The 20,203-nt window shown below is 63.5% G+C and carries 23 protein-coding genes; 14 read left to right on the top strand and 9 right to left on the bottom strand.

What is annotated here, in order from left to right; all coding sequences use genetic code 11:
• Positions 1–32: 32 nt before the first annotated feature.
• Positions 33–926, bottom strand: a complete 894-nt coding sequence (locus FJW06_RS22060) for a branched-chain amino acid aminotransferase (protein WP_140754450.1) — start codon at positions 924–926, stop codon at positions 33–35.
• 260 nt (positions 927–1,186) lie between these two features.
• On the opposite strand from FJW06_RS22060, the gene FJW06_RS22055 reads away from it, so the two are divergent.
• The 4 genes from FJW06_RS22055 (at position 1,187) to FJW06_RS22040 (ending at position 5,221) form a co-directional block, all read left to right on the top strand.
• The gene (locus tag FJW06_RS22055; protein ID WP_181178497.1) at positions 1,187–1,720 is read left to right on the top strand and encodes a MarR family transcriptional regulator; all 534 of its coding nucleotides are present in this window, start codon (positions 1,187–1,189) and stop codon (positions 1,718–1,720) included.
• On the top strand, positions 1,707–2,426 hold the full coding sequence (locus tag FJW06_RS22050; RefSeq protein WP_140754446.1) for a response regulator transcription factor: 720 nt from the start codon (positions 1,707–1,709) through the stop codon (positions 2,424–2,426). The genes FJW06_RS22055 and FJW06_RS22050 overlap by 14 nt, the downstream gene beginning before the upstream one ends.
• Before the next feature lie 51 nt (positions 2,427–2,477).
• Positions 2,478–3,893 (top strand): ATP-binding protein, encoded by a 1,416-nt coding sequence (locus tag FJW06_RS22045; protein WP_140754444.1) that lies wholly within the window; start codon positions 2,478–2,480, stop codon positions 3,891–3,893.
• 263 nt (positions 3,894–4,156) lie between these two features.
• Positions 4,157–5,221 (top strand): glycosyltransferase family 1 protein, encoded by a 1,065-nt coding sequence (locus FJW06_RS22040; protein WP_140754580.1) that lies wholly within the window; start codon positions 4,157–4,159, stop codon positions 5,219–5,221.
• Here FJW06_RS22040 and FJW06_RS22035 read toward each other — a convergent pair.
• The 3 genes from FJW06_RS22035 to FJW06_RS22025 form a co-directional block, all read right to left on the bottom strand.
• A complete protein-coding gene (locus FJW06_RS22035; protein ID WP_140754442.1) occupies positions 5,213–5,572 on the bottom strand; it encodes a tRNA-binding protein in 360 nt (119 codons plus the stop codon). The two genes, FJW06_RS22040 and FJW06_RS22035, sit on opposite strands and share 9 nt — an antisense overlap.
• An 18-nt stretch (positions 5,573–5,590) precedes the next feature.
• The gene (locus FJW06_RS22030) at positions 5,591–6,091 is read right to left on the bottom strand and encodes a YbjN domain-containing protein (protein WP_040989643.1); all 501 of its coding nucleotides are present in this window, start codon (positions 6,089–6,091) and stop codon (positions 5,591–5,593) included.
• 312 nt (positions 6,092–6,403) lie between these two features.
• Positions 6,404–6,706, bottom strand: a complete 303-nt coding sequence (locus tag FJW06_RS22025; RefSeq protein WP_140754440.1) for an accessory factor UbiK family protein — start codon at positions 6,704–6,706, stop codon at positions 6,404–6,406.
• Positions 6,707–6,843: 137 nt separating this feature from the next.
• On the opposite strand from FJW06_RS22025, the gene FJW06_RS22020 reads away from it, so the two are divergent.
• From FJW06_RS22020 to FJW06_RS21985, 8 genes are all read left to right on the top strand, one after another.
• Positions 6,844–7,104, top strand: coding sequence for a type II toxin-antitoxin system ParD family antitoxin (locus tag FJW06_RS22020; RefSeq protein WP_140754438.1), 261 nt, complete (start codon positions 6,844–6,846; stop codon positions 7,102–7,104).
• Positions 7,101–7,406: a type II toxin-antitoxin system RelE/ParE family toxin gene (locus tag FJW06_RS22015; protein WP_140754436.1), complete on the top strand. Its 306-nt coding sequence runs from the start codon at positions 7,101–7,103 to the stop codon at positions 7,404–7,406. Before FJW06_RS22020 ends, FJW06_RS22015 begins: the two co-directional genes overlap by 4 nt.
• 97 nt (positions 7,407–7,503) lie before the next feature.
• The gene (gene lgt / locus FJW06_RS22010) at positions 7,504–8,358 is read left to right on the top strand and encodes a prolipoprotein diacylglyceryl transferase (RefSeq protein ID WP_140754434.1); all 855 of its coding nucleotides are present in this window, start codon (positions 7,504–7,506) and stop codon (positions 8,356–8,358) included.
• Positions 8,355–9,422 (top strand): class I SAM-dependent methyltransferase, encoded by a 1,068-nt coding sequence (locus FJW06_RS22005; RefSeq protein ID WP_140754432.1) that lies wholly within the window; start codon positions 8,355–8,357, stop codon positions 9,420–9,422. The genes lgt and FJW06_RS22005 overlap by 4 nt, the downstream gene beginning before the upstream one ends.
• A gap of 88 nt (positions 9,423–9,510) precedes the next feature.
• Positions 9,511–10,299, top strand: coding sequence for a peptidoglycan editing factor PgeF (gene pgeF / locus FJW06_RS22000; protein WP_140754430.1), 789 nt, complete (start codon positions 9,511–9,513; stop codon positions 10,297–10,299).
• Positions 10,299–11,450, top strand: a complete 1,152-nt coding sequence (locus tag FJW06_RS21995; protein ID WP_140754428.1) for a Xaa-Pro peptidase family protein — start codon at positions 10,299–10,301, stop codon at positions 11,448–11,450. Before pgeF ends, FJW06_RS21995 begins: the two co-directional genes overlap by 1 nt.
• 55 nt (positions 11,451–11,505) lie before the next feature.
• A complete protein-coding gene (locus FJW06_RS21990; protein WP_140754426.1) occupies positions 11,506–12,126 on the top strand; it encodes a hypothetical protein in 621 nt (206 codons plus the stop codon).
• 184 nt (positions 12,127–12,310) lie between these two features.
• Positions 12,311–13,246 carry a ribose-phosphate pyrophosphokinase gene (locus FJW06_RS21985; RefSeq protein ID WP_140754424.1) on the top strand — a complete coding sequence of 312 codons (936 nt, stop codon included), beginning with the start codon at positions 12,311–12,313 and terminating at the stop codon, positions 13,244–13,246.
• On the opposite strand, the gene FJW06_RS21980 is transcribed toward FJW06_RS21985, so the two are convergent.
• On the bottom strand, positions 13,243–13,812 hold the full coding sequence (locus tag FJW06_RS21980) for a dihydrofolate reductase family protein (RefSeq protein WP_140754422.1): 570 nt from the start codon (positions 13,810–13,812) through the stop codon (positions 13,243–13,245). The two genes, FJW06_RS21985 and FJW06_RS21980, sit on opposite strands and share 4 nt — an antisense overlap.
• A 124-nt stretch (positions 13,813–13,936) precedes the next feature.
• A complete protein-coding gene (locus FJW06_RS21975; RefSeq protein WP_140754420.1) occupies positions 13,937–14,806 on the bottom strand; it encodes a helix-turn-helix transcriptional regulator in 870 nt (289 codons plus the stop codon).
• Between the two features lie 161 nt (positions 14,807–14,967).
• Between FJW06_RS21975 and FJW06_RS21970 the strand changes: the two genes are divergently transcribed.
• A complete protein-coding gene (locus FJW06_RS21970) occupies positions 14,968–16,197 on the top strand; it encodes an MFS transporter (RefSeq protein ID WP_181178495.1) in 1,230 nt (409 codons plus the stop codon).
• Positions 16,198–16,328: 131 nt separating this feature from the next.
• On the opposite strand, the gene FJW06_RS21965 is transcribed toward FJW06_RS21970, so the two are convergent.
• Both FJW06_RS21965 and FJW06_RS21960 read right to left on the bottom strand, forming a co-directional pair.
• Complete coding sequence (locus FJW06_RS21965) at positions 16,329–17,609, bottom strand: glycosyltransferase (protein ID WP_140754418.1); 1,281 nt, start codon at positions 17,607–17,609, stop codon at positions 16,329–16,331.
• Positions 17,610–17,871: 262 nt separating this feature from the next.
• Positions 17,872–18,729, bottom strand: coding sequence for an alpha/beta hydrolase (locus tag FJW06_RS21960; RefSeq protein ID WP_140754416.1), 858 nt, complete (start codon positions 18,727–18,729; stop codon positions 17,872–17,874).
• Positions 18,730–18,878: 149 nt separating this feature from the next.
• On the opposite strand from FJW06_RS21960, the gene FJW06_RS21955 reads away from it, so the two are divergent.
• A complete protein-coding gene (locus FJW06_RS21955; protein WP_140754414.1) occupies positions 18,879–19,322 on the top strand; it encodes a MarR family transcriptional regulator in 444 nt (147 codons plus the stop codon).
• A 126-nt stretch (positions 19,323–19,448) separates the two neighbouring features.
• Here FJW06_RS21955 and FJW06_RS21950 read toward each other — a convergent pair whose 3' ends face one another.
• Positions 19,449–20,093, bottom strand: coding sequence for a glutathione S-transferase family protein (locus tag FJW06_RS21950; RefSeq protein ID WP_140754412.1), 645 nt, complete (start codon positions 20,091–20,093; stop codon positions 19,449–19,451).
• Positions 20,094–20,203 lie beyond the last annotated feature (110 nt).

Genomic DNA, 20,203 nt, shown 5'->3' with positions numbered 1-20,203 from the left:
GCCCCTATTGCGCAAAAAAGTTGTGACTATCGCTATTCTGCGGCAATCGCATGCTTTGGCTGCACCGCAGCCGAATAGTCATTCATCAACGTCTTGGCGATCTCGCCGACCTCGAATCGGTACGGGCCGATCTCCGAAACCGGTGTGACCTCGGCCGCCGTCCCGGTGAGGAAGCACTGCTCGAAACCTTCGAGCTCCTCAGGCATGATGGCACGCTCGACCAGGTCGAAACCGCGATCCTTCGCCAGGCCGATCACCGTGCGGCGGGTTATGCCGTCGAGGAAGCAGTCGGGCGTGGGCGTATGGATCTTGCCGTCCTTGACGAAGAAGATGTTGGCGCCGGTGGCTTCCGCCACCTGGCCGCGCCAATCGAGCATCATGGCGTCGGCGTAACCCTTGGCTTCGGCGGCGTGCTTGGACAGCGTGCAGATCATGTAAAGGCCGGCGGCCTTCGACTTTGACGGCGCGGTGCGCGGATCGGGCCGGCGCCACTCGGCGATGTCGAGGCGGATGCCCTTGAGCTTCTGCGCGGGGTCGAAATAGCTCGGCCACTGCCAGATGGCGATGGCGCAGTTGATGCGGTTGTTCTGCGCCGAGACGCCCATCTGCTCGCTGCCGCGCCAGGCGATCGGACGCACATAGGCGTCCTGGAAACCCTGTTTCTTCAAAAGCGTACGGCAGGCCTCGTCGATCTCGGCGACCGGATAGGGAATCTTGAAGCCGAGCAGGCGCGCCGATTCATGCAGGCGCCCATTGTGCTCGGTCAACTTGAAGATCTGGCCGCCATAAGCGCGCTCGCCCTCGAAGACGGCGCTGGCATAGTGCAGGCCATGGGTCAGCACATGGATCTTGGCGTCGGCCCATTTGACGAACTCGCCGTTCATCCAGATGAAGCCGTCCAATTGGTCGAAAGGAACGGATGCCATGGAAACCTCCCGCGGGCGGGCGCCCGCAATCGTTGTCTTTTAGAGCCTTTCGTATCGGCCCCGCCACGGGATCCGAAACGCTGGCCAATGCTTGAAAGCGTAGGCGGATATTCAATTCGTGGCAAACTCAGGAAGTTCCGGAAAAACGGGTTCCGCTTGCCTTTTCGTTCGCAATCCGCCGAAAAGCTTGTCAAAAATTATCATTGCCCGGAAATTACGTCAATAGTACTGACATAATTCCCGCCTCGCATGGAGAAATGATGACGGATCCAAGCCCCGCAGCCGGAAAACCGATCAGGACGGCGATCGCAAACGAGGACGGCATCGACTTCGCCATCATCGAACTATTTTTCTTCGCCTACCGCGATTTCACCTCCGACCCCGACCAGATCCTCGCCGAATACGGCTTCGGCCGCGCCCATCATCGTGTGCTGCATTTCGTCAACCGCAGGCCCGGGCTCACCGTCGCCGAACTGCTCGATGTGCTGAAGATCACCAAACAGAGCCTGGCGCGGGTCTTGAAGCAGTTGATCGATACCGATCATATCGTCCAGGTTCAGGGTCCGCGCGACCGCCGGCAGCGCGAGCTCTACCCGACCGCCAAGGGTCGCGCGCTGGCCCTGGCGCTGGCGCGGCCACAGTCGCGCCGCATCCGTGCGGCATTGGAGGATTCCGGAGCCGCGGAACGCGCCACGATCGAGCGATTCCTGGAAGCGATGGTCAATCCGGAACTAAGAGCGCAGATCGACATTGTGCCTGCGCAAACATCGGGGAAGAACCATGGAGACCATTGAGAAGGTTGATCATCCGGCCGCGCCCGACGATGACGCGCCGCACCTCTTGGTTGTCGATGACGACACGCGTATCCGCAACCTGCTCAAGCAGTATCTGTCCGAGAACGGTTTTCGCGTCACCGTCGCCGGCAATTCCGGCGAGGCCAGGCGCAAGCTCGCCGGCCTCGACTTCGACCTGTTGGTGCTCGACGTGATGATGCCGGGCGAGACCGGCGTCGATCTCACCAAGGCGCTGCGGGCCGAGAAGAACGTGCCGATCCTGATGCTGACGGCGCTGTCCGAGACCGACAGCCGCATTACCGGGCTGGAGGCCGGCGCCGATGATTATCTGCCGAAGCCGTTCGATCCGCGCGAGCTCATCCTGCGCATCAACAACATCCTGCGCCGTGGCGGCCCGGCGGCGACGCCGAAGGTCGAACAGCTGGTGTTCGGACCCTACACGTTCCAGATCGCCAAGCGCGAATTGAAGCGCGGCGGCGAGGCGCTCAAGCTGACCGACCGCGAGCAGGAGATCCTCGCGATCTTCGCCGGGCGGGCGGGCGAGACGATACCGCGCCATGAACTGGTGGGCGATGAATCGGATGTCGGCGAGCGCACCATCGACGTGCAGATCAACCGGCTGCGCCGCAAGATCGAGCGCGATCCGTCCAATCCGGTGTGGCTGCAGACGGTGCGCGGTATTGGGTATCGGCTCAGCGTCGAATAAACTACCGTCGAAGGCCCTTTGCTGAACGGCCATCGACGAGCGGAAGGGCGAATGGCGACCACGCAACTGGACGAGCCGAAAGGAGGCGGCCCCGGCGATCTCGCGCTGCGGATGCTGAGGGCGATGCCGCGCGCCTGGAACCGGTTCTGGCGACTGGTCGCGCTCTACATGCCGAAGCGGCTCTACGCCCGCTCGCTGATCATCGTCATAGCGCCGATGATCCTTTTGCAGTCGGTCGTCGCCTTCGTCTTCATGGAACGCCATTGGCAGACGGTCACCCAGCGTCTGTCGCAGGCGACGATCTCGGACATTGCGGCCGTCATCGACATGATGGAGACCTATCCGCACGACGCCGACTACGCCAACATCATCCGCATCGCCCAGGACCGCATGCAGCTGAAGGTGGACCTGCTGCCGCCCGATCCGCTGCCGCCGCCAGGCCCGAAGCCGTTCTTCTCGATCCTCGACGAGGCGCTGTCGTCGGAGATCACCAGGCAGATCAACCGCCCGTTCTGGATCGACACGGTCGGCAACTCGAACGTTGTCGAAGTCCGCGTCCAGCTTGAAGGCAAGGTGCTGCGCGTCTTCGTGCGGCGCAGCCAGGCCTATGCCTCGAACACCCATATCTTCCTGATGTGGATGGTCGGCACCTCGCTGGTCCTGTTGATGATCGCCATTCCCTTCCTGCGCAATCAGATCAGGCCGATCCTGACGCTCGCCGAGGCCGCCGAGAGTTTCGGCAAGGGTCGGCCGATGCCTCGCGATTTCCGACCGCGCGGCGCCGAGGAAGTTCGCCGCGCGGGTTTCGCCTTCATCCAGATGCGTGAGCGCATCGAGCGCCAGATCGAGCAGCGCACCGCCATGCTGACCGGCGTCAGCCACGACCTCAGGACCATCCTCACCCGATTCAAGCTGCAGCTGGCGCTGGCCGGCGGCAAGTCGGAGACCAAGGCCGCGCTCAACCAGGACATCGACGACATGCAGTCGATGCTGGAGGGCTATCTCTCCTTTGCCCGTGGCGAGGCTGCGGAGGACACCGGCCGTTTCGACCTCAACGCCTATTTCCATAAGCTCGGCGAGGAAGCGCAACTGCGTCGCTGCAAGCTCACGACGACGCTGACAGGCGATCCGGCCGTGCATGTGCGGCCGAACGCCTTTGCCCGTTTGCTTTCGAACGTCATCGGCAATGCGTTCCGCTATGCCAAGACCGTCGAGGTCCACGCTAATCACGGTCGCGGCTCGCTCACCGTCACTATCGACGACGACGGTCCCGGCATCGCGCCCGACAAGCGCGAAGAGGTGTTCAAGCCTTTCCTGCGGCTCGACGAGGCGCGCAACCTCGACGCCAGCGGCACGGGACTTGGCCTGTCGATCGCCCGCGACATCGCCCGCAGCCACGGCGGCGACATCAGCCTCGAGGACAGCCCGCTCGGCGGCCTGCGCGCCGTCATCAAGGTGCCCGCCTAAACAGAGCATGATCCCGAACCGACCTTCGGTTCGGGATCATGCTCAGTCAGAAAACGGCTTCATCCGCCCGTCATGAAATCATGGTCAAGAGCGCGCATGAAGCGCGTGACCTTCGTTGATTCGGCCCTGCCGCCCCGCTTCGATCCCGTGCCCGCCCGGGTGCGCTGGAGCGAGGCGCGGGCTGCCGCCTGGCTGCCGTTCCGGCACCACGCCGGCGTGCCCAGGAACTATTGCAGACGATCGCCATGCGCATCGGGATCGCCATGCGTATCCTGATGGTCACCGACGCATGGCGGCCGCAGGTCAATGGCGTGGTGCACACGCTGGAACGCCTGACCGAGGCGCTGAAACCGTTCGACGTCGAGCTCGATTTCCTGACGCCGAACCTCTTTCGCACCTTGCCGATGCCGACCTATCCCGACATCCGCCTGGCGCTGACGACGCCTGGCCGTGTCGCGCGCCTGATAGAGGTCGCCAGGGCCGACCACGTCCATATCGTCACCGAGGGTCCGCTCGGCATCATGGCGCGCCGCCATTGCCGAAAGGTGGGCCGCCCCTTCACCACCAGCTACCACACGCGCTTTCCCGAATATCTCAGGGCCCGCCTGCCGGTGCCGGAAAGCTGGGCCTACAACTGGCTGCGCGACTTCCACAATTCCGGACAGGGCACGCTTGTCGCCACGCAATCGCTGGCGGACGATCTCGCGGCGCGCGGCTTCAACAAGCTGAGGCCCTGGACGCGCGGCGTCGACATCGACCATTTCCGGCCCGACAAGCGCAAGGAAACCGGATTCCCCCGTCCGGTTTTCCTGTGCGTCGGCCGCGTCGCGATCGAGAAGAACCTGACCGCCTTCCTCGATCTCGACCTGCCCGGCAGCAAGGTGATCGTCGGCGAAGGGCCGGAACTGGCAAAGCTCAAGGCGCGCTATCCCAACGCGCATTTCCTCGGTCATCGCCCGAACGACGAGTTGGCCGAGATCTACGCGTCGGCCGACGTCTTCGTCTTTCCGAGTCGCACCGATACCTTCGGCAACGTCATCATCGAGGCGCTGGCCAGCGGAACGCCCGTCGCCGCCTATCCGGTGACCGGACCGATCGACATCGTCGGCGATGGCGTCGGCGGGGCCGTGTCGAACAACCTCGGCGAGGCGGCGATGAAGGCGCTTCACGTCGATCGCGCCGAAGCGCGCCAGCGCGCCATGCGCTACAGTTGGCAGGCCTGCGCCGAAATGTTCCTCGATGCGGTCGAGGAAGCACTGGGCATGCCAAGTAAGCGCGCCGACCAGGACAGGGTGGCTCCGGGTCGCCCCAGGCTCGTCCTAGAATAGGCGCCCGCCGTCCGGAACCTTGCGCTCGATAGCGCCGAGCACGACGGCGCCCTGCTCGTCGGGAAAGCCGAGCGTCAGCACTTCCGACATGAACGGGCCGATCTGGCGCGGCGGGAAGTTGACCACCGCGAAGACCTGGCGGCCGATCAGCGTCTCCGGCGCGTAGTATTTGGTGATCTGCGCCGACGACTTCTTCACCCCGATCGCCGGACCGAAATCGATCTTCAGCTTGATGGCCGGCTTGCGCGCCTCCGGAAACGGCTCAGCCTCGACGATCGTGCCGGCACGGATGTCGACCCGGTCGAAATCGGCAAAACTGATCTCGGGCTTGCGCTCGCTGCTGGAACTCATCGGCGATATTGGTTTGGTTCAGGCGTTTCCGTGCGTCTCGAAGAGCACGCTGGAGAGCGCGTCCTTGGCCGATGTACCCGACCAGACGACGAACTGGAAGGCCTGGAAATAGCATTCGCAGGCCTCGAGCGCCGACGACAGAAGCACCTCGACCTGCTGGCTCGAAGGCTCGACCCCGCCGGCAAGCAGCAGCGACTGCCGGAACATAATCGCGCCTTCCTGCTCCCACAGATCGAAATGCCCGAACAGCATCTGCTCGTTGATGAGCGACAACAGCCGCATCACTTCCAGCGCGCGCGTCTCCGGCACCTTGATGTCGAAGGCGCAGGCCAGATGCAGCGCCTCGAAATCCTCCATCCAGGAGAAGGAGACGTGGTAGTCGGTCCAACTGCCGGCGACCGAAATCGAAATCTCGTCGTCACCGGCGCGTTCGAAGGACCAGTCGTTGTTGTGGGCCACCTGCTCGATGACATCCACCGGGTGGATTTCGCGGGAGAATTCGAGTTCGAGGAGTTCCATGAATGCTTCCTGTGTTCAGGGGAGCGCCACACGCTCCGCGGGGCACACACGACGAACAATCTTGTCTAGAACTCGGACGGTCAGGACTTTCCAACGCAAAGACCCAACCGGACCCCACCGCCCGGCGCATGACCCTGCTCGAATCATGCAACAAATTCAGTCTATTGATCGGGAGTCGCGTGAACAGCCCAATTTTTCGCACTGCGTCATCCGCATGTGGAAAGGTGGCTGTCACGAAGATTCATGCAATGCCGGTAAGCGATTCACGGCAAAGCGATTTTTCGGATCGCGCTATGTGGAAAAGTTTAACGATTATTTTTTTGCGCGGGGCTTTGCGGCACCCGCAGGTGCGGCCTGCCCGGTCAGTTCGGCGAGCTTGGCCTCGAGCGCCTCGACGCGCGTCGCCAGCTGGATGTTGTCTTCCCGCGCCTTGACCGCCATCTCGCGCATGGCCTCGAATTCCTCGCGCTGCACCACGTCCATGGAGTTCAGCATGCGCTCGGCCTGCGCCCGGAACGCCGTCTCCACCTCGCGCCGCACGCCCTGTGCGGCGCCCGCGGCGTCGGTCATGATCTTCGCGAATTCGTCGAGAATGCGGTTCGGTCCGGTCGCCATGGCAGATCCTCGCTTTGTCGTTTTGACGTAGTGGCGCGCGGCGCGGAATGCAAGCATGTCTCAAGCGAGCAATCGCCACTGGATTGCACGGCCAATAACTATTATTATTCCGAGTGAAGATCGCAAGGGAGCACACCATGGCCATCAGCGCAGATCTGGGTCATCGCCTGGAGGATGTCGTGAACCGACTCGTCAGCGATGGCCGCTACAATTCGAAAAGCGAGGTTTTGCGCGAAGGCGTTCGCCTCGTTGAGGAGCGGGAGAAGCGACTCGCCGTACTGGATGCTGCGCTCTCGAAAGGCATGGCCGACGTTGCCGAGGGGCGCATAAAGCCAGCCGAGGAGGTGTTTGACCGCCTGGAGGCCAAATACAAGGCGATGGCCGCGAGGAGCAGGTGAGGCGGCTGATCTTTGCCGCGCAGGCCGAGACGGACCTCGAGGCCATCGCAGAACACATTGCCAGGGACAACCCGTTCCGGGCCGTGACCTTTCTTCAGGAACTGCGCAGTGCTTGCGTCGAACTGCGCGCGATGCCTGAGCGTTATTCCCTGATTCCGCGCCATCAATCTTCAGGGATTCGGCGTCGCGTCCACGATCACTATCTGATTTTCTTCCACGTCGGCACTGACACCGTTGAGATCCTGCACGTCCTGCATGGCGCGATGGACTATGAACAGATTTTGTTCCCAGGAGCCTTATAGTAAGCTCGCTTACTCACGACATCGACCTTGCCTTGACCGCGCCAAAACCCTGCCGCATGGTCCGCGCCCAATCGTGACCGTCTCCGGGGATCCCGTCTTGAGCGAATATTTCCTGTTGCCGCTGGCCTCCCTGCCCTTCCCCAACATCGATCCGGTCATCGTCCATATCGGGCCGCTGGCGGTGCATTGGTACGGCGTCGGCTACATTGTCGGCATCCTCTTTGCCTGGTGGTACGCGAAGCGCCTTGTCACCAACCCGCGCCTGTGGCCAGACGGCAAGCTGCCGATGAAGCCCGAGGATCTCGACGACTTCATCGTCTGGGCGGCGATCGGCGTCGTGCTGGGTGGGCGCACCGGCTACGTACTGTTTTATGACCTGCCGCGCTACATCGCGCATCCGCTCGACATCTTCGCGGTCTGGCAGGGCGGCATGTCGTTCCACGGCGGCCTGCTCGGCGTCATCCTCGCCATGACGCTGTTCTCGATCAATCGCCGCATCCACACCTGGACACTGTTCGACGTGGTGTCAGCCGGCGTGCCGGTCGGGCTCGGCCTTGTGCGCGTCGCCAACTTCATCAATTCGGAGCTGTGGGGGCGGCCGTCGGACGTGCCCTGGGCGATCGAATTCCCCAATGGCGGGCCGTTCACCCGCCATCCCAGCCAGCTCTACGAGGCTCTGCTCGAAGGCCTCGCGCTGTTCCTGGTGCTGCGCTTCCTCACCCATTCGCGCCTGAAACTGAAGACGCCGCGCTTCGTCGGCGGCGCCTTCATCTGCGGCTACGGCCTGTCGCGCATTTTCGTCGAGTTCTTCCGCGAGCCCGACCAGCAGCTCGGCTACCTGCTCGGCACCAGCTGGCTGACCATGGGCATGATCCTGTCCACGCCGATGGTGCTGGCCGGCATCTGGGCCATGGCGACAGCGAAGCCGGCGCCCGAACCGCGGACGGCATGACACGGCTGAGGGAGCGCATCGTAGGCCTGATGGGCGCCACGGGGCCGATCCCGGTCAGCGAATATATGGCGCTTTGCCTGTTCGATCCCGACGAGGGCTATTACACGACGCGCGAGCCCTTCGGCGCCGCCGGCGACTTCATCACCGCGCCCGAGATCAGCCAGATATTCGGCGAGCTCGTCGCCGTCTGGCTCTACCAGGCCTGGCAGGGTGCCGGCAGGCCTCTGCCCGTAACCTTTGCCGAGATCGGTCCCGGCCGCGGCACCCTGATGAAGGACATGCTGCGCACCTGGTCGCGGCTCGACCCGGCGCTCGTCGCCGGCGCTTCCTTCGCCATGATCGAGACCAGCCAGCGCCTGGCCGAGATCCAGAAGCAAACGCTCGCCGGTCAGGGCGTGGCGTTTGCCTGGCACCAGGCCATCGACACGCTGCCGCCGCAGCCGCTCTTCATCGTCGGCAACGAATTGTTCGACGCGGTGCCGATCCGGCAGTTCGTCTATGTCGGTACGGGATGGCGCGAGCGCGTTGTCGGCCTCGACGGCGCCGATGAACTGCATTTCTTCGCCGGCGCGGGGTCCATCGACCCGGCGCTGCTGCCGGCAGCCGCTGCCGATCCGCCGCAAGGCGCCATCGTCGAAGTGGCGCCTGCCCGTTCGGCGCTGATGTCGCGGATCGCCGAACGCATAGCCGGCTACGGCGGCGCCGGCCTCTTCATCGATTACGGCCATCTGCAGGCAGGGATCGGCGACACTTTCCAGGCGCTGCGCCGGCACCAACGCGAGGACGTTTTGGCCAATCCTGGCGAAGCCGACCTCACCGCCCATGTCGATTTCGCCGCTCTTGCCGACACGGCGCGGGCTCGTGGTCTCGAGGTGGAATTGTCGACCCAGGGCGAATTCCTGCTCGGCATGGGCCTGCTCGAGCGCGCCGGCACGCTCGGCGCCGATGCCGATACCGAGACACGTCAAGCCATTTCCGACGCGGTCGAACGCCTGGCCGGCCCCGATGCGATGGGGGAGCTGTTCAAGGTCATGAAGATCCTGCCGGCGGCGAAATCCGCGTGAGATCGGCGAGCGGCGTCGCCGTCTGGCCCGCTTCGTTCTCCGAACTTCGCCTTGACGAACCCGCCCTGCACGGACGACAAACCCAGCCATGCTGAATCAGACCAGACCCGATCCAGTGCGCTCGCCGCTGCTTGAAAGGGCGCCAGGCATGCGCCACGGCTACTTCACCCGCGTCGGCGGCGTCTCCGACGGCATCTATCGGGGGCTCAACATCGGCATGGGCTCCAGCGACGATCAGACACTGGTCGCCGAGAACCGGCGGCGCGTTGCCGACTGGATGGGCGTGCCGGCGGATCATCTGTTGACCGCGCACCAGGTCCATTCGCCGGATGTCGTTGTCGCCAGGCAACCCTTCGCCGGTCCTCGCCCGAAGGCCGATGCCATCGTCACCGACCGGCCCGGCATTGCCGTCGGCGCCTCTACAGCCGATTGCGGACCGGTGCTGTTCGCCGACGCCGAGGCGCGCATCATCGGCGCCGCGCATGCCGGCTGGAAGGGCGCCTTCACCGGCGTGCTCGAAAACACCATCCTGGCCATGGAAGGCCTCGGCGCCCGCCGCGATCGCATCGTCGCCGTGCTCGGCCCCTCGATCGGACCTGACAATTACGAGGTCGGCCCGGAATTCGTTGCCCGCTTCGTCGAGGCCGATGGCGAAAATATCGGCTATTTCAGACCGTCGGCGAATCCCGGCCACTCGATGTTCGACCTCAACCGATATACGATCGACCGGCTGCGCAAGGCCGGAGTGACGGCCGAAGGACTCGGCCGCTGCACTTACGCGGAAGAAGATCTTTTCTATTCCTACCGACGCACCACCCACCGCAAGGAAGCGGATTATGGACGACAGGTCTCGGCAATCGTTTTGGAGAAAGAATAATGGCGTTGCATTTCGAACGATCGGAATTCGATGCGCGGCGCGACCGGCTGCTGATCGAGATGGCCGAAAAGAAGCTCGACGCCGTGCTTTTGTTTGCGCAGGAGAGCATGTACTGGCTGACAGGCTACGACACGTTCGGCTTCTGCTTTTTCCAGTGCCTGGTGGTGAAGGCCGACGGCTCGATGGTGCTGCTCACCCGCTCCGCTGATCTGAGACAAGCGCGCCACACCTCGACCATCGACAACATCGTGTTGTGGACCGACCGCCAGGATGCCAATCCGGCGATCGACCTGCGCAACCTGCTCAACGACCTCGACCTGCTCGGCGCCCGCATCGGCGTCGAATACGACACCCATGGCCTGACCGCCTATAATGGCCGCCGCCTGGACGAGCAGCTGCAGACCTTCGGCCAGATCGCCGATGCTTCCGGCATCGTCGGCCGGCTGCGCCTGTTCAAGAGCCCGGCCGAGATCGCCAAGGCGGAAAAGGCCGCCAATCTTTCCGACGACGCGCTGGACGCGGCGCTGCCGCTGATCAAGCAAGGCGGCGACGAAGGGCTCATCCTCGCAGCCATGCAGGGCGCGGTCTTTGCCGGCGGCGGCGACTATCCCGCCAACGAGTATATCATCGGCTCCGGCGCCGATGCCTTGCTCTGCCGCTACAAGGCCGGCCGCCGCAAGCTCACCAAGAACGACCAGCTGACGCTCGAATGGGCCGGCGTCTTCCACCACTACCATGCCCCCATGATGCGCACCGTTCTGACCGGCAAGGTGTCGAAACGTCACCAGGAATTGTTCGACGCTTCCCGTGCCGCCCTGCTCGCGGTCGAGAAGGCGATGACGCCGGGCAACACCTTCGGCGATGTCTTCGACGCGCATGCCCGCACGCTCGAGGCGCACAATCTGACCAAGCACCGGCTGAACGCCTGCGGCTATTCGGTCGGCGCCCGTTTCACGCCGTCCTGGATGGACATGCCGATGTTCTACCAGGGCAATCCGGAGCCGATCGCACCCAATATGACGTTGTTTGCGCATATGATCATCATGGACTCCGAGACCGAGACCGCGATGACCCTTGGCCGCACCTACCTCACCACGGAATCGGCGCCGAAGCCGCTGTCGCGCCATGATCTCGACTTGATCGTGCAGTGAATCCATAATGGTTGATTCACGCGGGGGCGTTCGCCACTAGGGAGTTTTCAGGCAAATGAGACGATCGCGGGTGACGACCGTGTCATTGCTTGCGGCGTTGGCTCTCGGCGCCTGCACCAACGCCAAGGATGTCCTGGAACCTTCGGCGATCACCCCGCCCGCAAGTTCGGCCCAGTCTTCGGCCGCCCCTCAGGGCACATCGACGACAGCCATCTCACCGACCACGACCGCGCCGGCTCCTTCGACCGCCACCGCGACGACGGCATCGGCAAAACCCGCAACGCCGGCCCAGACCGCCGCCCTGGCCAAGACGCGGCTGCAGGTGGCGCCGATCGTTGGCGCGTCGGTGGACGCGGCGGCACCGTTGACGGCGGAACTGCAGGCCCGTGCCAAACAGCGCGGCCTGACGCTTGTCGGCAGCACGGACCAGACGGCGACGCATGTGCTGAAGGGCTATTTCTCGACGATGTCCGAGGGCAAGGACACGACCGTCATCTATGTCTGGGACATTTACGATCCGTCCGGCAACCGCCTGCATCGCATCAACGGCCAGCAGAAGGCGCCCGCCGCCGGCAGCGGCGAAGGCTGGCCCACGGTGGCGCCCGCCACCATGCAGGCCATCGCCGACCAGACAATCGACCAATTCGCCGCCTGGCTCGGCAGCGGCGCCGGTTGACCGGACCGGCCGAACTGTTGCCGGCCAAAACTGTTGCTGGCTTACGATGTTTTCCCTGTTTGTTGCGCTCGCCGGAAGGATTCCCCACAACGAGGCTTGCAATACCGGCGCGGGCCGCTAAAAGCCCGCATAAAAGGCTCATGAGAGTCTCTCCGGCCTCTCCATCCTTCACCAGGAACGGTGCATGAAGCTTTTCGCGGGCAATTCCAACCGGGTGCTGGCCGAAGCGGTCGCTCGCTATCTCAACATCCCGTTAGGGAAGGCCAGCGTCAGGCGCTTCGCCGACCAGGAAATCTTTGTCGAGATCCAGGAAAACGTGCGCGGCGAGGATGTGTTCATCCTGCAGTCGACCTCTTATCCGACCAACGACCATCTGATGGAGCTGCTCATCATGATGGACGCCTTCATGCGCTCTTCGGCCCGGCGCATCACGGCGGTCATCCCCTATTTCGGCTATGCGAGGCAGGACCGCCGCGCCTCCGGCCGCACGCCGATCTCGGCCAAGCTGGTCGCCAACATGATCACCCGCGCCGGCGCCAACCGCGTGCTGACGCTCGACCTGCATGCCGGCCAGATCCAGGGTTTCTTCGACATCCCGACCGACAATCTGTTCTCGGTGCCGGTGATGGCGCGCGACGTGAAGGCCAAGTACAAGCAGCTCGGCAATGTCGTCGTCGTATCGCCCGACATCGGCGGCGTGGTGCGGGCGCGCGCGCTGGCCAAACGTTTCGATGCACAGCTCGCCATCGTCGACAAACGCCGCGAGCGCCCGGGCGAATCGGAAGTCATGAACATCATCGGCGCCGTCGCCGGCAAGGATTGCCTCTTGATCGACGACATCGTCGATTCCGGCGGCACGCTTTGCAACGCGGCCGACGCGCTGCTCGCCAACGGCGCGACCTCGGTCACCGCCTATATCACCCATGGCGTGCTCTCCGGCGGCGCCGTCGTCCGTATCGCCGGCTCGAAGCTGCAAGAGCTGGTGATCACCGATTCCATCCAGCCGACGCAGGGCGTGCTCGACGCCCCGAACATCCGCGTCATTTCGATCGCCGACCTGATGGGCGAAGCGATCTCGCGCACGGCGACGGAAGAATCGGTGTCGAGCCTGTTCGATTAGTCGGAACGGGTGGCCTCCGGCGCATAGCGCAGCAGCGTCACCCCTTGCGCAAGGCGCCGTGTTCCGAGCGGCTTCAACGCTAACGACAGACCGGACTGGAAATACGGCTTGCCGCCGCCCAGCACGACTGGATGCATGTAGAGCCGGTACTCGTCGATCAGGCCCGCGCGCGCAAGCTGCCCGGCAAGCTCGGCGCCGGAGACGGAAATTTCGCCGTCCGTATCCGCCTTGAGCGATCTCGCCACCGCCTCGACATCACTCTTCATCAGACGGGCATTCGGCCCGACCTCCCGAAGCGTGGTCGAAAACACGACCTTCGGCGTCTCCCGCCAGGCGCGGGCGAAATCACGCTCGACGTCTTCAGCGCAGATCTCCCGCTCCGGACTGTCCCAGAAGCGCATGGTTTCATACATCCTGCGTCCGCACAGCGCGATTGAAGTCCGCCGCATCTCGTCGTTGAAATGCCGATGCAATTCTTCTTCGGGAACCGGCAGGCCGATGTCGCCACCCGGCCCGGCGATGTAGCAGTCCAGCGATGTCAGCATTGCATAGACGATCGTTGCCACCAGCGTTCCTCCGATTTTGCCTCCCCACAAAGAGGAACATAACTGATTGCAATTTGCAATCGGTATTTGGCAAACGGAACCCGACTGAGAACCGACACGTCAACTCAATGCTGACGAGGCCGTCTCACGCGGCGATCGGACCGCCTGTGCGGCGCGGGCTTTCACCGACATCGCGCGCGCCGCGCATATAGCCGCGCGGCGAGGTGCCGAGCATGCGCTTGAACATGGTCGTGAAGGCCGGCACGCTGTCATAGCCGAGATCGAGCGCCACCCTGGTGATCGGCTCGCCGTCGGCGAGCTTGGGCAGCGCCGCGAATAGGCACGCCTGCTGGCGCCAGGTCGACAGCGACAGCCCGGTCTGGCGGTGGAAAGCGCGGGTGAAGGTGCGGCGGCTCATGCCCGCGGCATCCGCCCATTCGTCGATCGTCGCATGCGGCGACGGGGCCGCCACGAAGCGCCGGCAAAGTGCTGCAAGTTTCGGATCGGACGGGAAGGGCAGGCCGAGCGGCCGTTCCGGCAGGTTCGGGATTTCGTGCAGCAGAAGTCCCATGATGAGCGCGGCGCGCCCTTCGAGTTCGCCGCCCTGCGGCAGCTTCTCGGATTCCACGATCAGGCTGTGCATCAATTCGGTGATGCCGACGACCCGCAGGCCTTCCGGCAGGCCAGCGACCGCATCCGGCACGACATAGACCGAGCGCATCGAGATGTCGCCCAGCATCTCTACGGAATGCTCGGTGCCGGCCGGTATCCACATCGCGTGGTCGGGCGGCACCATCCAGCGTCCATGCCTGGTCGTCACCAGGACGACGCCGACCAGCGCATGCAGCAACTGGCTGCGGCTATGGCGATGCCGCGGCACGTGGTACCCGTCCGGATATTCCGTCGGCAGCGCCACGGCCGGCCCGACGGCCTGTTCCAGCCATTGCCAGCGGCTTTCATGCAACCTGCCGAGCTCGGCGGCATTGCCCTTGAATATCTCCTTGCCATGCGGCATCGATGTGGCCCGCTTGCGAAACTATTGGACCAAACCACGAAAGAAGTCGCTTGGCAACGGGCCTATAAGGCTGGCTGCGGTTCGCCGCCTAGAGCATGATCCCGAAAGTGGGAACCGGTTTTCGGACAAGATCATGCTCCAACAGACTACGGAGCATTGCCTTGACTGACACGACCGCCACCTCCGTCGCCGCACCGGCGCCGGCAAGCAACATCTCGGCGCAAGCGACGGCCTTTACCGTCATCCTTGCGGTGAGCTTCTGCCACTGCGTCAATGACATCATGCAGTCGCTGCTTTCGGCGATCTATCCGCTGCTCAAGGACAATTACGGTCTCGATTTCTGGCAGATCGGCCTTCTGACCTTTACCTTTCAGGTTACGGCCTCGTTGCTGCAGCCGGTGATCGGCATGATCACCGACAAGAAGCCGATGCCCTACTCCTTGCCCTGGGGCATGGCTTCCTCGCTGGTCGGCCTGGTGGTGCTCGCTCATGCAGGCCATTACTGGCTGCTTTTGATCGGCGCCTCGCTGATCGGCATCGGCTCGGCGATCTTCCATCCGGAATCCTCGCGTATCGCCCGCTTCGCCTCGGGCGGCCGCTTCGGCCTCGCGCAGTCGCTGTTCCAGGTCGGCGGCAATTTCGGCCAGGCCATGGGACCGTTGCTCGCCGCCTTCATCGTCGTGCCGTTCGGTCAGACCAGTATTTCCTGGTTCGCCGTCGGCTCGCTGATCGGCATCGTGGTGCTGTGGCAGGTCGGCGGCTGGTACAGCCGGCTGCGCGCCTCGATGGCCAGCCGCAAGCAGGCTGCCCACGTTTCGCCTTTCGCGCGCAAGAAGGTCATGTGGGCGCTGGCCGTGCTGACTCTGCTGGTGCTGACCAAGAACGCCTATATCGCGTCGCTCTCCAGCTACTACACCTTCTACGCCATCCATAAGTTCGGCGTTTCGGTGCAAATGAGCCAGGTGATGCTGTTCCTGTTCCTCGGCGCCTCGGCGCTCGGCATCCTGCTCGGCGGCCCGTTCGGCGATCGCTACGGCCAGAAGGCGATGATCTGGTTCTCGATCGTCGGCGTGCTGCCCTTCACGCTCGCGCTGCCCTACGCCAATATGGAATGGACGATGGTTCTTACAGTGCTGATCGGCTTGATCCTGTCGTCGGCCTTCTCCAACATCGTCGTCTTCGCGCAGGAGCTGGTTCCCGGCCGCGTCGGCATGATCGCCGGCATCTTCTTCGGCTTTGCCTTCGGCATGGGCGGCATCGCCGCCGCGGTGCTCGGCGTCGTCGCCGACATGAAGGGCATCGACTTCGTCTACCAGATCTGCTCGTACCTGCCCTTCCTCGGCCTGCTGACGGTGTTCCTGCCCAACATGAAGGAAGCGCGGAAGGCCTGAACTGCCGGATCAGCGGCTGACAACGATCGCCGCCGGGTTCGGAACCTTGACGGTTCCGGATCCGGCGGCATCTCCATAGCGCAACGTCCCAAAACGCAGGTTCTTTCCTCAACGCCCGCCGGTACGCGAAATCAGCTTCTTCTCCACAAGCCCATGCGCCGCAGCAGGCCGGGCAGAAAGCCGCCGGGACCATCGACAGCAGTCGCCTGGGGCAGCCGCCTCGGCAGCGCTGCGAATTGCCCAGGAAGCTTTTGGAGCGTCGCGGTCCAAAGCAGCGTGTCGAGCTGTGCGATGTCTGCCTGCGTCAATGCTTCCGGTTCGCTTCTGAGGGCCTGCGCGAGCAAATCCCGAAAATCTTCCGGCCTGTCCGCCAGCCGGACATTTCGCCAATGCTTGAATTGCTCGTAGCCACGAAACGCGAAGCTCGTCGCCACGACCGGCTTGCGGCTGTACAGCGCTTCCGCGGTCTTGATGTTGGTGCCGCCGCCTTCGACGATCGGAAGCATCACGGCATCGGCAAGCTCGATCAGCGCGCCGAGGGTCGCACCGTCCTGCACGCCGAGCAGCTCGATCCGGGCATTGTCAGCACCATGGTGCCGCAGGTATCGGGGATCGTTCCGGATCTGGTCGGCAACGCCGCCCACCACGACGATCCGCTCGGTGGGTGAGAGAAAACCGAGGTCCGGTCCCGTCATCCGGAGAAAACCGCGGATGTTGGGCGGATGGCCCGACCCGACGAACAGCGCGGTGCGCAGGCCGGCGAAGCGCGACGCCCAATGATCGAAGGCGGCGGACGTTTCGCGCGGCCATATGCCGTTGGCGGCGACCACCACGCTTGGATTGAGCTTGCGGAAAAAGGCTGCGTCCTGCTCGCTGACGGTGACGACCAGGTCTGCCTTTGCGGCAAGATCGGATTCGATGTCCGCCGCGCGTTGCGCGCTCCACAGGTCCGTCCCCGCGCCGGCTATCGCGGCCTCTTGCGCCAGCAATTGCTGTTCGACGTTGTGCGAACTGTACACGATCGAAAAGCGTGCCTCCGGCGAGCCCGTCTCGACATACTCATGCAAAGCCGGCCAAAGCCAGCATTGCTCGAGGGCGATGACATCCGGCCTGAAGTCATCGAGGAATTTTGCGATTGCGCGGCGACTGGATTTGCTGCGCGCCACGAATTCGGCGCTGGCGACATCGGAACGCCATTTGCGCCTGGCCATCTTCTTGCGAAAGCGGCGCGGCATCTCGATGAAAAGATCGCCGGTCTCCATTTCCCGCCTGGCACCGCGGTGGGGGGTAACGACCACATGACGTGTTTCCCATCCACAATCCCGCAGGACCTTGTGAATGGCATTTGCCCTCAATTGACCGCCATGGACCGGCCGCCAGATCGGAAACGTTCCCAGCGAAACATACCTCATCGGATCGACCTGATGCTACAGCCGCTGGCATCAGGCAGCGGTCCCAAGCCGACACCCATTCTGTTGCCCCCTCTTCGGAGGGGATACTACCATTTTCGGCGTCGAGTCCGGACATGAGATATTGGCGGGTGGGTGCTGGCTTCTCACCGATGTCGAAGAGAACGGCAGGGGGTCGGCCATCCTGCTCAACCTTGCACGATGGTCCTTCCCTCTTCGAGCACCCGCCCTTGGGCGGGTGCTTTCACGGTTTCAGCAGGCAAGCTCAGGCCTTGAAGAAGGCCAGCAGGTCCGCGTTGATGACGTCTGCATGGGTCGTCGCCATGCCGTGCGGAAAGCCCTTGTAGACCTTGAGCTCGCCCTTCTTGAGCAGCTTGATAGCAAGCAGCGCGGAGTCGGCGATCGGCACGATCTGGTCTTCGTCGCCATGCATGACCAGGACCGGCACGTCGATTGTTTTCAGGTCTTCGGTGAAGTCCGTTTCCGAGAAGGCCTTGATACAGTCGTAATGCGCCTTGGCGCCGCCCATCATGCCCTGGCGCCACCAATTGTCGATGACGCCTTCGGAAACCTGCGCGCCCGGGCGGTTGAAGCCGTAGAACGGTCCGGCCGGCACGTCGTGGAAGAACTGGGCGCGGTTGGCGGACAGCGCCGCCCGGAAATCGTCGAACACCTCGATCGGCAGACCACCTGGATTTGCCGGCGTCTTCACCATGATCGGCGGCACCGCACCGATCAGTACGGCCTTGGCGACGCGGCCTGCGCCGCCATATTGCGCGACATAGCGCGCCACCTCGCCGCCACCCGTCGAATGACCGACATGGATGGCGTCCTTGAGGTCGAGATGCGCGGCGAGCGCCGCCACGTCGGCGGCATAGGTGTCCATCTCATTGCCGATGTCGGTCTGGCTGGAACGGCCATGGCCGCGCCGGTCATGCGCGATGACGCGGTAGCCTTGGGCCAGGAAGAACAGCATCTGGGCGTCCCAGTCGTCGCTGCTCAGCGGCCAGCCATGATGGAAGACGATCGGCTGGCCCGTCCCCCAATCCTTATAGAAGATCTGCGTTCCGTCCTTGGTGGTGATCGTGTCGCTGCCCGAGCCCGGCTTGGTTTGCGAGGTCATCTCAATCTCCTTTGGTTGATACCGCAATAAACAATATCGCGATAAATAATTTGGTAACGGAGACTGGAAGCCTTGTCCATGAAAATATGTATCGCGATATCGTTTTTCGTGGTACACACCAGATGCTCAGTCGGCAAAAGGAATGCGCAGTGCCTCTCCCGTTGGATAATCAGCTCTGCTTCACGCTCTATGCCACCTCGATGGCGATCAACCGCGCCTACAAGCCGATGCTGGACGAGATGGGCATCACCTATCCGCAATATCTCGTGCTCAACGCGCTGGGAGAGGCGGACGGCATGTCGGTTGGCAGCATCGCGCATCGGCTCGCCTTGGAATCGAGCACCATCACGCCGCTGGTGAAGCGAATGGAGCAGGCTGGCCTTGTCACCCGGCAGCGCAGCCGGACCGACGAGCGCCAGGTGCAGGTCGACCTGACCCCCAGCGGACGAGCCCTGCTCGTCCAGTGCAGCTGCCTGAACGAGACGCTGATCGAACGCTCAGGCATGAAATTGGCTGAACTCGATGTCTTGAACCGGCAAATCCAGACATTGCGCGATGCGCTGAACGGCGGCCAAGCGAACGACGACGCCTAATGCGTTTCACCGTTTCATGGAAACGGCGAACGCCCTATCTCTTTGATTTAGCGCAATTCCGGACGGAAAACCGCTCACACTTTTCCTGGAATTGCTCTAGCGTCCGGAATCGCGCAAAAGCTGCGGTCATGCCTCGATCTGCACCGGCGGCAGCGGCGGCGCCTCCAACCCCTGGAACGGGTCGCGCCAGGCATCGATCGCTTCCAGCCGGCCATACCAGCGGCGGACCGAGGGATAGTCGTCGAGCGGCAATCCGGCGACGTCGTTGAACGGCAGGAACGTCGCCATGCGGAAATCCGCATAGGAGATCGAATTGCCGACCAGCCATTCCCGCGCGGAAAGCTCAGGCTCAAGGACCGCCGCGGCTCCATGGAACTGCCTCAGCCCTTCCTCGACCAGCGCCTGATCGATCGGACCCAGGCCATAGCGCTGCTTGGTGCCGCGCTCGAAATGCACCATGTCGCAAGCGAAGGCGAAGCGTTCCTTGCCCCAGCTGATCCAACGGATCATGTCCGGCTCGTCGTCCCCGCCGTGCCAGAAATCCGAACGCGTCTCGCGCGAAAGCCGGCAGGCGATCGCGTCGGCCTCCCACAGGGTCCATCCCGCGCCGACCAATATCGGCAAGGTCAGATTGGGATTGAGCGCGCGGTAACGCTCGGCCTGCCCCGGCGCCATCGGCGATGCGAACTCGAACGCGATCTCCGCTTTGAGATAGCGCGCCGTCGCGACAGCGAGGCGAGGATTGGGATTGCGGCTGAACAGGAGTTTCATAGTGGTCCCCACGGATCTGGTCACGCGCCGCAGGACGTTCGGGAACCGCCCGATCCTACATTTGTCGCAAACGGGATTTCCGGTTTATGCTCGGCACCGGAACCACCCTG

Source organism: Mesorhizobium sp. B4-1-3, from assembly GCF_006439355.1.
In the GTDB taxonomy this organism is placed as follows: domain Bacteria; phylum Pseudomonadota; class Alphaproteobacteria; order Rhizobiales; family Rhizobiaceae; genus Mesorhizobium.
Note: the sequence above shows the minus strand (reverse complement) of the source record. Positions and strands in the feature narration are given on the sequence as shown.

What these genes read in the sequence shown, in the direction of transcription:
- FJW06_RS21995 (WP_140754428.1), top strand. Translation starts at nt 10,299, where the DNA reads ATGGCGTTGCATTTCGAACGATCGGAATTCGATGCGCGGCGCGACCGG.
- FJW06_RS22045 (WP_140754444.1), top strand. Translation starts at nt 2,478, where the DNA reads ATGGCGACCACGCAACTGGACGAGCCGAAAGGAGGCGGCCCCGGCGAT.
- FJW06_RS22040 (WP_140754580.1), top strand. Translation starts at nt 4,157, where the DNA reads ATGCGTATCCTGATGGTCACCGACGCATGGCGGCCGCAGGTCAATGGC.
- FJW06_RS21985 (WP_140754424.1), top strand. Translation starts at nt 12,311, where the DNA reads ATGAAGCTTTTCGCGGGCAATTCCAACCGGGTGCTGGCCGAAGCGGTC.
- FJW06_RS21960 (WP_140754416.1), bottom strand. Translation starts at nt 18,729, where the DNA reads ATGACCTCGCAAACCAAGCCGGGCTCGGGCAGCGACACGATCACCACC.
- FJW06_RS22055 (WP_181178497.1), top strand. Translation starts at nt 1,187, where the DNA reads ATGACGGATCCAAGCCCCGCAGCCGGAAAACCGATCAGGACGGCGATC.
- FJW06_RS21950 (WP_140754412.1), bottom strand. Translation starts at nt 20,093, where the DNA reads ATGAAACTCCTGTTCAGCCGCAATCCCAATCCTCGCCTCGCTGTCGCG.
- FJW06_RS22060 (WP_140754450.1), bottom strand. Translation starts at nt 926, where the DNA reads ATGGCATCCGTTCCTTTCGACCAATTGGACGGCTTCATCTGGATGAAC.
- FJW06_RS22005 (WP_140754432.1), top strand. Translation starts at nt 8,355, where the DNA reads ATGACACGGCTGAGGGAGCGCATCGTAGGCCTGATGGGCGCCACGGGG.
- FJW06_RS22030 (WP_040989643.1), bottom strand. Translation starts at nt 6,091, where the DNA reads ATGGAACTCCTCGAACTCGAATTCTCCCGCGAAATCCACCCGGTGGAT.
- FJW06_RS21975 (WP_140754420.1), bottom strand. Translation starts at nt 14,806, where the DNA reads ATGCCGCATGGCAAGGAGATATTCAAGGGCAATGCCGCCGAGCTCGGC.
- pgeF (WP_140754430.1), top strand. Translation starts at nt 9,511, where the DNA reads ATGCTGAATCAGACCAGACCCGATCCAGTGCGCTCGCCGCTGCTTGAA.
- FJW06_RS22020 (WP_140754438.1), top strand. Translation starts at nt 6,844, where the DNA reads ATGGCCATCAGCGCAGATCTGGGTCATCGCCTGGAGGATGTCGTGAAC.
- FJW06_RS22050 (WP_140754446.1), top strand. Translation starts at nt 1,707, where the DNA reads ATGGAGACCATTGAGAAGGTTGATCATCCGGCCGCGCCCGACGATGAC.
- FJW06_RS21990 (WP_140754426.1), top strand. Translation starts at nt 11,506, where the DNA reads ATGAGACGATCGCGGGTGACGACCGTGTCATTGCTTGCGGCGTTGGCT.
- FJW06_RS22025 (WP_140754440.1), bottom strand. Translation starts at nt 6,706, where the DNA reads ATGGCGACCGGACCGAACCGCATTCTCGACGAATTCGCGAAGATCATG.
- FJW06_RS21965 (WP_140754418.1), bottom strand. Translation starts at nt 17,609, where the DNA reads ATGAGGTATGTTTCGCTGGGAACGTTTCCGATCTGGCGGCCGGTCCAT.
- FJW06_RS22035 (WP_140754442.1), bottom strand. Translation starts at nt 5,572, where the DNA reads ATGAGTTCCAGCAGCGAGCGCAAGCCCGAGATCAGTTTTGCCGATTTC.